At 40.8% G+C, this 11,553-nt stretch carries 11 protein-coding genes; all 11 read left to right on the top strand.

The genetic code is table 11. The features are described 5' to 3' along the window. The first annotated feature begins 24 nt into the window (after positions 1–24). The 11 genes from MHH31_RS11680 to rpoD all read left to right on the top strand — a co-directional run bounded on the left by MHH31_RS11680 (position 25) and on the right by rpoD (position 11,276). Positions 25–423: a cytidine deaminase gene (locus tag MHH31_RS11680; RefSeq protein WP_008342410.1), complete on the top strand. Its 399-nt coding sequence runs from the start codon at positions 25–27 to the stop codon at positions 421–423. Continuing rightward, on the top strand, positions 416–1,321 hold the full coding sequence (gene era, locus MHH31_RS11675) for a GTPase Era (RefSeq protein WP_007501305.1): 906 nt from the start codon (positions 416–418) through the stop codon (positions 1,319–1,321). The genes MHH31_RS11680 and era overlap by 8 nt, the downstream gene beginning before the upstream one ends. A gap of 147 nt (positions 1,322–1,468) precedes the next feature. Then, a complete protein-coding gene (locus MHH31_RS11670) occupies positions 1,469–1,612 on the top strand; it encodes a YqzL family protein (RefSeq protein ID WP_008342408.1) in 144 nt (47 codons plus the stop codon). Positions 1,613–1,647: 35 nt separating this feature from the next. Beyond that, entirely contained in the window at positions 1,648–2,418 is a 771-nt protein-coding gene (gene recO, locus MHH31_RS11665) for a DNA repair protein RecO (RefSeq protein ID WP_342494825.1), read from the top strand. Positions 2,419–2,747: 329 nt separating this feature from the next. Continuing rightward, entirely contained in the window at positions 2,748–3,635 is an 888-nt protein-coding gene (gene glyQ, locus MHH31_RS11660) for a glycine--tRNA ligase subunit alpha (protein WP_003217487.1), read from the top strand. Continuing rightward, complete coding sequence (glyS, locus tag MHH31_RS11655; RefSeq protein WP_342494824.1) at positions 3,628–5,673, top strand: glycine--tRNA ligase subunit beta; 2,046 nt, start codon at positions 3,628–3,630, stop codon at positions 5,671–5,673. Before glyQ ends, glyS begins: the two co-directional genes overlap by 8 nt. Before the next feature lie 166 nt (positions 5,674–5,839). Further along, positions 5,840–6,478, top strand: a complete 639-nt coding sequence (locus MHH31_RS11650) for a helix-turn-helix transcriptional regulator (RefSeq protein ID WP_024423017.1) — start codon at positions 5,840–5,842, stop codon at positions 6,476–6,478. A gap of 25 nt (positions 6,479–6,503) precedes the next feature. Continuing rightward, complete coding sequence (locus tag MHH31_RS11645; RefSeq protein WP_008342399.1) at positions 6,504–7,325, top strand: pyruvate, water dikinase regulatory protein; 822 nt, start codon at positions 6,504–6,506, stop codon at positions 7,323–7,325. Between the two features lie 261 nt (positions 7,326–7,586). After that, on the top strand, positions 7,587–8,087 hold the full coding sequence (locus MHH31_RS11640; RefSeq protein ID WP_039169913.1) for a YaiI/YqxD family protein: 501 nt from the start codon (positions 7,587–7,589) through the stop codon (positions 8,085–8,087). A gap of 33 nt (positions 8,088–8,120) precedes the next feature. Next, a complete protein-coding gene (gene dnaG / locus MHH31_RS11635; protein WP_008342393.1) occupies positions 8,121–9,950 on the top strand; it encodes a DNA primase in 1,830 nt (609 codons plus the stop codon). Between the two features lie 204 nt (positions 9,951–10,154). After that, positions 10,155–11,276 carry an RNA polymerase sigma factor RpoD gene (gene rpoD, locus MHH31_RS11630; RefSeq protein WP_008342392.1) on the top strand — a complete coding sequence of 374 codons (1,122 nt, stop codon included), beginning with the start codon at positions 10,155–10,157 and terminating at the stop codon, positions 11,274–11,276. Positions 11,277–11,553: the final 277 nt, after the last annotated feature.

Below are 11,553 nucleotides of genomic sequence, written 5' to 3'. Positions count from 1 at the left end.
TTTCTTCTGAAAGTGGGAACTAGAATGAACAAACAAGAGTTGATTTCAGAAGCAGTCAAAGCAAGAGATTTTGCATATGTACCCTATTCTAAATTCAAAGTCGGTGCAGCATTATTATCGCATGACGGAAAAGTGTATGGCGGCTGCAATATTGAAAATGCAGCATATGGTATGTGTAATTGTGCGGAAAGAACAGCACTTTTTAAAGCTTACTCAGAGGGCATCACATCTTTTCAAATGCTTGCAGTAGTGGCTGATACAGATCGACCTGTTTCACCATGCGGCGCATGCAGACAGGTCATTTCAGAGCTATGTGCACCTGATATGCCAGTGATTCTAACGAACTTAAAAGGACATATATACGAAACGACAGTAAACGAACTATTGCCAGGCGCATTTTCACCGGAGGATTTAAATGACTAACGAAAGCTTCAAATCAGGATTTGTATCAATTATTGGAAGACCAAATGTAGGGAAATCGACCTTTCTTAATCGTGTGATTGGGCAAAAGATTGCGATTATGAGTGATAAGCCCCAAACGACTCGAAACAAAGTGCAAGGTGTTCTGACAACGAACACGTCACAAACGATTTTTATCGATACACCAGGAATTCATAAACCGAAGCACAAACTTGGCGATTTTATGATGAGGGTGGCTCAAAATACACTCAAGGAAGTCGACCTGATCTTGTTTATGATCAACGCACAGGAAGGTTATGGAAAAGGTGATGAATTCATCATTGAACGACTAAAGCAAACATCGACACCGGTGTTCCTTGTCGTCAATAAAATTGACCAAATTCATCCGGATGAATTGTTCCTTTTAATTGATGAATACCGCACACGTTACCCATTTAAGGAAATTGTGCCAATTTCAGCACTTGAAGGCAACAACATTGATACGCTTCTTCAGCAAATTGAAGGTTATCTTCCAGAAGGCCCTCAATTTTATCCGGCAGATCAAGTAACAGATCACCCAGAGCGATTTATTATTTCTGAATTAATTCGTGAAAAAGTGCTGCATTTAACGAGAGAAGAGATCCCTCACAGTATTGCGGTTGCGATTGAATCGATCAAGCCAGATGAAAACGGCAAGATTCATGTTGCAGCGACCATCGTCGTCGAACGTGATTCACAAAAAGGGATTGTGATTGGTAAGCGCGGCAGCTTATTAAAAGAAGTGGGACAAAAAGCGCGCAGAGACATTGAAGCACTTTTAGGCTCAAAGGTGTATTTAGAGCTTTGGGTAAAAGTGCAGAAGGACTGGCGTAATAAATCCACACACCTTCGTGATTTCGGATTTAGAGAAGACGAATATTAAAAACCGATACAGTTGTTAGTAGATCTGACAATGGTGCGGTTCGATTAGTAAAAATTGTTTATCATGAAATGGAGGTAGCCTGGTCAAGATAAAGTTAATATGTTGGATGTAGCGTTGCTGCTTCTAATAAAGAAAGGTGGGGTTTTTATGTTGAATTTTACATGGAACGTATTTTCACAAACAGGAAGCGTTGACACGTATCTGCTTTTCAAAGAGTTAGAAAAGGAGAACCTGGAAAGACCCGATGTACTTGAAGAAGAAATAGCACGACTTGATTTTCCAATCTTATAATTCTTGACCCCCTCCAACGCTCGGAGTGTAGACAAATGCTCATTAAAAGTGAAGGAATCGTCCTTAGAACAACAGATTATGGCGAAACAAACAAAATTGTCACGCTGCTCACTAGAGAACATGGGAAAATTGGTGTGATGGCAAGAGGCGCTAAGAAATCGAACAGCCGCCTGTCAGCCATAAGCCAGCCGTTTTTATACGGAACCTTCCTGATCCAATCATCAACAGGACTTGGAACGCTCCAGCAAGGTGAAATGATGGAAAGCATGCGGACCATTCGGGAAGATTTATTTCTGACCGCATATGCCGCATATATGACAGAATTACTTGATAAAGGAACAGAAGAAAAGAAGCCAAACCCTTACTTGTTTGAACTTCTTCTTCAATCTTTACGCTATCTCAATGAAGGCACAGATGCTGATATTATTTTATTTATCGTAGAGGTTAAAATGCTGTCAGTGATGGGGTTGAAGCCTGAACTGGACCAATGTGTACACTGCGGTCAAAAAGAAGGGCAGTTCCATTTCTCAATTAGAGATAACGGATTCATCTGTAGGCAATGCTTTTCTAAAGATCCATATAAACTGCCCTTATCCCCAGCAGCAGCAAGACTGCTCCGTTTGTTTCATTATTTTGATTTATCAAGGCTTGGTCAGGTTGACGTGAAACCACAAACGAAACAAGAAATTCGTCAAGTGCTCGATCATTATTATGAAGAGTATTCAGGTCTATATTTAAAATCAAAAAAATTCATGAATCAAATGGAATCCATGAAAAAGCTAATGGACGGTGAAAACAAAAGTTGACATCTCTCGTGACTTTTTGTAAGATCATCTAAGATCAAATATGTTGCATTGACAGAAAGAAGTACTTACGTATCAGCCATAAAAGCGACCTTAGGGCGGTGTGAGCTAAGGATGGACACGTAACGAAAGGCATTCTTGAGCAACGTAAAACAAAGCGGCTGGGTGCTACGACACCAGCAAATAGGGTGGAACCGCGGGAAAAACTCTCGTCCCTATGTTTGCAAGGAACCTTGTGAGCATAGAGACGGGAGTTTTTGTGTTTTGCAAAAAGGTTCTAGGCCCCACCGCCATACATAGCGGATGGTGTAAAAAAGATGGAGGTGCGATCATTGAATATTCAAGACATGATTTTGACACTGCAAAAGCATTGGTCAAATGAAGGCTGCGTATTAATGCAGGCATATGACACAGAAAAAGGTGCTGGAACGATGAGTCCATACACGTTCCTCAGAAGCATTGGGCCAGAGCCATGGAAGGTAGCTTATGTAGAACCTTCAAGACGCCCGGCTGACGGCAGATATGGAGAAAACCCAAACAGATTGTATCAACATCATCAATTTCAAGTGATCATTAAGCCATCACCTGACAATATTCAAGAACTGTATCTAGAATCATTGAAGGCGCTTGGCATTGACCCGCTGAAACATGATATTCGTTTTGTTGAAGACAACTGGGAAAACCCATCTCTTGGCTGCGCAGGACTTGGCTGGGAAGTTTGGCTTGATGGAATGGAAATTACGCAATTTACGTATTTCCAGCAAGTCGGCGGTTTAGAATGTAAGCCAGTTTCTGTTGAAATCACATACGGAATTGAGCGTCTTGCTTCTTACATCCAGGACAAAGAAAATGTATTTGACCTTGAATGGACAGATGGCTTTACTGTAAGAGATTTATTCTTAATGGCTGAATACGAGCATTCTGTGTATACGTTTGAAACATCTAATACGGATATGCTGTTCGATTTATTTACAACATATGAAAAAGAAGCACATAGCCAAATGGACAAAGGGCTTGTTCACCCGGCATATGATTATGTACTCAAATGTTCTCACACATTTAACCTGCTTGATGCCAAAGGCGCGATTTCTGTGACTGAGCGAACAGGTTATATCGGAAGAGTACGTCAGTTAGCGAGAAAAGTAGCCAAAACATATTACGAAGAACGAGAAAAACTAGGATTCCCTATGCTAAAAGAGGAGGCGGCTTCTCATGAATAAACAAGATGTATTACTTGAAATCGGCTTAGAAGAGATGCCGGCTCGTTTCATGCCAGAAAGCACAAAGCAGCTAGGTGACAAAGTAAAAGCTTGGTTCGTAGCGCAAAATATTTCATTCGAAGACGTTGCTTTATTTAATTCACCAAGACGTCTAGCTGTACTCGTCAAAGGTGTTGCAGAAAAACAAGAGGACATCAAAGAAGAAGCAAAAGGACCGGCTAAAAAGATTGCTCAAGATGCTGAAGGCAATTGGACAAAAGCTGCCGAAGGTTTTGCCCGCGGACAAGGCGCTTCAACTGATGATCTGTATTTCAAAGACATCAAAGGTGTGGATTATGTCCATGTCCAAAAGTTTCAAGAAGGAAAACAAGTCAAAGACCTTCTTCCAGCATTGGGGGACATTGCCGCTTCATTGAGTTTTCCAAAGAACATGAGATGGGGAAGCGAGGATTTACGCTATATCCGTCCAATTAAATGGATTGTTTGTTTATTTGGTCAAGAGATCATTCCTGTCGAAATTGCAGGAGTGAAAAGCGGACGGGAGACTAGAGGACATCGTTTCCTAGGGACGACAGCCAGCATTGACACACCAGCTTCTTATGAGCAAACATTAAGAGATCAATTTGTCATTGTAGATTCAGATAAAAGAAAACAATTAATTACTGAGCAATTACATGCCCTTTCTTCCGAAAAAGGCTGGGTCATTCCAGTTGATCCTGAGCTTCTAGAAGAAGTGAACGATCTCGTTGAATATCCAACCGTTCTATTTGGTTCTTTTGAAGAAGAATTTCTTGCGCTGCCAGAAGAAGTGCTTGTCACGACAATGAAAGAGCATCAGCGTTATTTCCCTGTGAAAAATGAACAAGGGGAATTACTGCCGCACTTTATTACGGTCAGAAACGGGAACAGTGAGGCACTTGAAAATGTGGCAAGAGGGAACGAAAAGGTCCTTCGTGCACGTTTATCAGATGCGGCATTTTTCTATAAAGAAGACGAAAAACTCGTCATTGAAGACAACATTCAAAAGCTTGATAAAGTCGTATTCCATGAGAAACTTGGCACGATTGGCGACAAGCTGAAAAGAGTAACAGACATTGCCGTCCGCCTTGCTAGTCATGTGGGTGCAGATGAAGAAACGTCTAAACGCGCTGCAAGAGCAGCCAGTATTTCTAAATTTGACCTTGTGACTCAGATGGTCTATGAATTCCCAGAACTGCAAGGAATCATGGGTGAAAAATATGCTAGAGCACTTGGCGAACATGAAGAAGTGGCAAAGAGTATCAACGAGCACTATATGCCGCGTTTTGCCGGTGACGATGCGCCGTCAACACTTATTGGGGCGATTGTTGCAGTGGCGGATAAGCTAGATTCTATTTGTTCATTCTTCTCAATTGATGTCATTCCAACGGGCTCTCAAGATCCTTATGGATTAAGAAGACAAGCGAGCGGTATCGTTCAAATCCTGCTCGACCGCCAATGGAATCTTTCATTTAAAGAGCTTTTAGCACTAGCTCAAGTAGATGAAAAACATGAAGCGGCTCTCATTGAATTTTTAACACACCGTTTGAAATATGTCCTTCAAGCAGAACATATCCGTCATGACGTGGCGGAAGCAGTCCTTGATGTTGAAAATATTGAACCATATGCGGTTGTGAAAAAAGCGGCTGTTCTTGAAGAGAGCGTGAAACAGGAGAGTTTCAAAGAAACGGCTGAGGCACTAGGCCGCGTCATTTCAATCAGTAAAAAAGGGGAAGACGCACAGATTCAGCCTGAACTGTTTGAAAATGAACACGAACAAAAGCTATTTGAAGCGTATCAGCAAGCGGAAAAAGCCGTCAACGAGTATATGGCAAAAGGTCAGTACCAATCAGCACTTGAAGCGCTAGATACATTAAAAGTACCAATTGTTCATTATTTCGACCATACCATGGTTCATGCGGATGATGAAAAACTGAAACAAAATCGTTTGGCACAAATGGTCAAACTTGCAAAAGTCATTCAATCATTTGCGAATATGAACAATTTAATTGTAAAATAAATACCTAAGAACGGTTGCCTTTTTCGAAGGGCAATCGTTTTTTACTCATTTAATTCACGGTTTTTGAGTGGATTTTTGTTTCATTCGGACGAAGATGCGCTATAATATGATGAGTTATGAAATTGATATACATAAAGTAAGGATTCGCTCTCTCTATTTAAAGGTGGTGAGTACAATCGAGTTAAATAAACGGCAAGAGCAGATTTTACAGATTGTCAAAGAGAATGGTCCGATCACTGGAGAGCATATCGCCGATCGGCTGAACTTAACAAGGGCTACCCTCAGACCGGATTTAGCCATTTTAACGATGTCTGGCTTTTTAGAAGCAAGACCAAGGGTCGGCTACTTTTTTACAGGCAAAACAGGCACGCAGCTTCTGGCAGATAAGCTGAAAAAACTTCAAGTGAAAGATTTTCAGTCCATTCCGGTCGTGATACACGAGAATGTTTCGGTTTATGATGCGATTTGTACGATGTTTTTAGAGGATGTGGGCACATTATTCGTTGTGGACGATCACTCTATTTTAACAGGCGTGTTATCAAGAAAAGACCTCCTTCGAGCAAGTATTGGGAAACAAGAGCTTCCATCTATACCTGTCCATATTATTATGACAAGAATGCCGAACATTACCGTTTGCCGCAAAGAAGATTTTATTATGGATGTGGCCAAGCACTTGATTGAAAAGCAAATAGATGCACTTCCTGTTATAAAAGATACGGATAAAGGCTTTGAAGTGGTCGGCAGAATTACGAAAACAAACATGACGAAAATACTTGTTAGCTTATCAGAGAACGAAATTATCTAATTACAGAAGACTGCGAGGGGATGTTATGAGTAATCGCGTAATTTTTGTTGTATCAGATTCAGTAGGAGAAACGGCAGAGCTCGTGGTCAAAGCGGCACTTAGCCAATTTGATGGCGGCTCATCCGACCATTCAAATATTAGAAGAATCCCATATGTAGAGGATGTCGGTACGATTAAAGAAGTGATTTCATTGGCGAAAGCAGATAATGGGATCGTTTGCTTTACTCTTGTTGTGCCAGAAATGCGCCAATTCTTAATAGAAGAAGCAGAAGCGAATGGCGTCGTGTACTATGACATTATCGGTCCACTTATTGATAAAATGGAGACGGCATATGGAAATGAAGCGAAACATGAGCCAGGTCGTGTACGTCAATTAGATGAGGACTATTTTAAAAAGGTAGAAGCCATTGAGTTCGCTGTGAAATATGATGATGGCCGGGACCCAAGAGGTATTCTAAAGGCTGATATTGTGCTGATTGGTGTATCGCGTACGTCTAAGACACCACTTTCTCAATACTTAGCACATAAACGCTTGAAGGTAGCAAACGTTCCGATTGTTCCTGAAGTTGATCCGCCAGAGGAGTTATTCTCAGTTGATCCAAAAAAATGCATCGGTCTGAAAATTAGTCCAGACAAACTAAATCATATCCGTAAAGAACGTTTAAAATCACTCGGTTTAAATGACCGTGCCATTTATGCGAATATCGAGCGGATTAAAGAGGAACTAGAATATTTTGAAAAAGTGGTTGACCGCATTAACTGTCAAGTTGTTGATGTATCGAATAAAGCAGTTGAGGAGACAGCAAATGTCATTCATCAAATGCTGACCAAAAGAGGTTCCGAATAAACTCAGGATGCTCCTCCTGGGTTTTTCCTATGGTGGGAAACGGGTAAACAAAAACAATGGCATATTTGCTGCATTTGTATTATAATAAAAAATTGTGATAAAATGATTGATTTTAGGTTTAAGTTAAGTCAAGAACGAATAAACTAATATTGGCAGAAGTCAAGTGATTCTGAACATAACTTTTCGACAAAATGAGTTTTACTGTTGATTGCTTTATGGGGGAAAAGTATGGTCTTTTTGCTTCTCTAAAGCAGGAATAAGGTGGAGGGATGGAGAATTAGTCACCTGAATGAACGTAAAAAAGAAAGGACGATTTATGTCGATGCAGATGCTTGTCCTGTAAAAGACGAAATCCTTTCTGTCGCATCTCAATTTGAAGTACCTGTGACTTTCATTGCTTCATATGAGCATTTTCAAACCAAACGATCATCACTTGAAGATTGGCGGTTTGTTGATACACATAAGGAAGCAGCAGATTTAGTCATTGCGAACTTGGCTGTCAAGCACGATATTGTTGTCACCCAGGATATTGGTCTGGCCTCCTTACTGCTTCCAAGACAAGTCATTGTTCTGTCTGAAAGAGGACGAATGTACACAAACGAAACAATTGATTTTGATTTGGAACGCAGGCATGTTTCCAGTAAACAGCGAAGAAAAGGTGTATACGGAAAAGGTCCCAAAAAGCTTTTAGAAGAGGATAAAAAGCGATTTATTGCCCAACTACAAAAAATCCTGTCGAATCATGAAGGATTTTTGAATTAAAAGGCGAATAATGTACGACGGAGTGTTATTAGGATGAGCAAACGTATACCAGATGAACTTTTGGAGCAAATCCAAAAAAACGCAGACATTGTCGAAGTGATTGGAGAATACGTACAGCTTAGAAAACAAGGTCGGAATTACTTCGGTCTTTGTCCATTCCATGGTGAAAATACTCCTTCATTCTCTGTTTCAGCAGATAAGCAAATCTTCCATTGTTTTGGCTGTGGTGCAGGAGGCAATGTATTTTCGTTCCTCAGACAAATGGAAGGCTACTCATTTATTGAAGCCGTTTCACATGTTGCTGATAAGTACCATATTGATTTGCCGGATCATGTAGCGAATGCGCAGATCAGTTCCTCACAGCAAGAGGATACAGCAGATCATAAAATGATTGAGGCGCATGAGCTTCTTAAGAAATTTTACCACCATTTGCTGGTAAATACAAAGGAAGGTCAAAACGCACTCGATTATTTAAGGTCCAGGGGCTTTACGGATGAAACAATTGCCAAGTTTGAGATCGGGTATGCTCTCGACTCGTGGGATTTCGTGACCAAGTTTTTAGAAAAACGAGGGTTTGATCCTGCGATGATGGAGAAGGCTGGTCTTTTGATTCAACGAGAAAACGGCACAGGTTTTTTTGACCGCTTTAGAGATCGTGTCATGTTTCCAATTCATGATCATCACGGGACGGTCGTCGCTTTTTCTGGAAGATCACTTGGTGATCAGCAGCCAAAGTATATGAATAGTCCTGAAACGCCACTTTTTCATAAAAGTAAGCTGCTTTATCACTTTCATGACGCGCGTATGCATATTAGAAAACGCGAACGTGCAGTCCTTTTCGAAGGATTTGCTGACGTCATCTCGGCTGTCACAAGTGGTGTTGGCGAAAGTGTTGCAACAATGGGTACGTCTTTAACAGAAGAGCACGTAAAGCTTCTTAGGCGGAACGTTGAAGAGATCATTTTATGTTATGACTCGGACACGGCCGGGTATGAAGCGACCATGAAAGCATCAGATTTGCTTGGAAAAAGAGGATGTAAAGTTCGCGTTGCCATGATACCAGATGGACTTGATCCAGATGATTACATTCGTAAATATGGCGGCGAGAAATTTAGGAATGACATCATAGATGCAAGTGTGACATTAATGACATTTAAGATGAACTTTTTCCGAAGAGGAAAGAATTTGTCTGACGAAGGAGACCGCCTGACTTACATGAAGCAGGTTCTCCGAGAAATTAGCCGATTAAACGGTTCCTTGGAACAAGAGATTTACATGAAGCAGCTGGCTGGGGAGTTCTCCATTTCACTTGACTCATTAAAGGAGCAATTGGAGCTTTTTGAAAAGCAGCAGCGACAAGAGGCCAAGAGCTCGCAAGAAGAAAATGGACTTGAAAAGCGGCGTGCACATCTGTCAACACAGGTAAGACGAAAACGTCTAAGGCCGGCATATGAAAACGCAGAGCGAATGCTCCTTGCACATATGTTGAAAAATGATGACGTGATCCGAAAAGTGCTTGATAGGATAGGGTTTGAATTTAATATAGATTCGCACAGAGCGCTGGCAACATACATTTATGCATTGTATGAAGAAGGCAAGGAGCCGACCCCGCAGCATCTGATGAACCGTATAGAAGATGATGTGATCAATCAGCTCCTGACGGATATATTCATGATTCAAGTTGGAGACGAACTAAGTGAAGCTGAATTAAGTGATTATGTAAAAAAAGTGTTGAATCATCGGAATTTGTCAATGATAAAGGAAAAAGAACTAGAACGTGCAGAGGCGGAGAGGCAAAAAGATTTCTTCAAAGCGGCAACACTTGCAAAAGAAATTATTCAGTTGAACCGTTCGCTGAAGTAATACGTCTACTATTTATGACAAGACTTACGGCTGGCAATGAATCCTTTAATGGGAGGAGCATAAGACCGCAAGCATCTTGCCTTCATCATTATTTATTTTTATTCCTATTTGCTCATTCTGTTTGATAGAGAGAGAAAGGCAGAGCAGAAGCAAATCGCAAGTTACTTTAGAATTCGTTGCAAGCTTTGGAAGGAGGGATCCATAATGGCTGATAAACAAGCCCACGAAACTGAAACTGAATTAACCTTTGAACAGGTGAGAGATAAGCTCACTGAAACGGGTAAAAAACGGGGCGTTTTAACATACGAAGAAATTGCAGAGCGTATGTCTAGCTTTGAAATTGAATCAGACCAGATGGATGAATACTATGAATACTTAGGCGAACAGGGTGTAGAACTCATCAGTGAAAATGAAGAGACTGAAGACCCAAATGTTCAGCAGCTGGCTAAGGCAGAAGAGGAATTTGACCTGAATGATTTAAGCGTACCACCAGGTGTCAAAATTAATGATCCTGTTCGTATGTACTTAAAAGAGATCGGGCGCGTCAATTTGCTATCTGCTAAAGAAGAGATTACGTATGCTCAAAAGATTGAAGAAGGCGATGAGGAATCAAAAAGAAGATTAGCGGAAGCGAACCTTCGTCTCGTTGTCAGCATTGCGAAACGTTATGTTGGTCGTGGTATGCTGTTTCTTGACTTGATTCAAGAAGGAAACATGGGGCTCATGAAGGCGGTTGAGAAGTTTGATTACCGCAAAGGATACAAATTCTCAACATATGCGACTTGGTGGATTAGACAGGCGATCACACGTGCGATTGCCGATCAGGCGAGAACAATCCGGATCCCGGTTCATATGGTGGAAACCATTAATAAATTAATCCGTGTTCAAAGACAGCTTCTACAAGATCTAGGTAGAGAACCAACGCCAGAAGAAATTGCGGAAGACATGGATTTAACACCAGAGAAAGTAAGAGAAATTCTTAAAATTGCGCAAGAGCCAGTATCTTTAGAAACACCTATTGGTGAGGAAGATGACTCGCATCTTGGTGATTTTATCGAAGACCAAGAGGCGACTTCTCCATCAGACCATGCTGCCTATGAGCTCTTAAAAGAGCAGCTTGAAGATGTATTAGATACGCTAACGGACCGTGAAGAAAATGTGCTGAGACTGCGTTTCGGACTAGATGACGGAAGAACACGCACATTAGAAGAGGTAGGAAAGGTGTTTGGCGTAACAAGAGAGCGTATTCGCCAAATTGAAGCGAAAGCTCTTCGTAAATTAAGACACCCAAGCAGAAGTAAACGATTAAAAGACTTCTTAGAATAGAAACCGGACGGATCTTGAGAGAGATCCGTTCTTTCTTCATCAAAATGAAAACGCTTTTTTGATCTGATTATATTTTACTGAATAACAAATGAATTTGCAACGTTCTTAGAGAAAAGATGTATAAAAAATACATCTAAATGTGCTGAAGGCTTCTTTTCTCATTTTGAATCATTTTTGTCTAATCTGTGAACTTGACCAAAGTTTTGTATCATAATTCGTTTACTTTTTGTAAAATTAAAGTAGAATTAGAATTGTTTGCATAGTCTCAAAGGGGTTT

The sequence above is a fragment of the Bacillus sp. FSL K6-1033 genome, from assembly GCF_038630765.1.
Lineage (GTDB): Bacteria > Bacillota > Bacilli > Bacillales > Bacillaceae > Bacillus > Bacillus altitudinis.
Note: the sequence above shows the minus strand (reverse complement) of the source record. Positions and strands in the feature narration are given on the sequence as shown.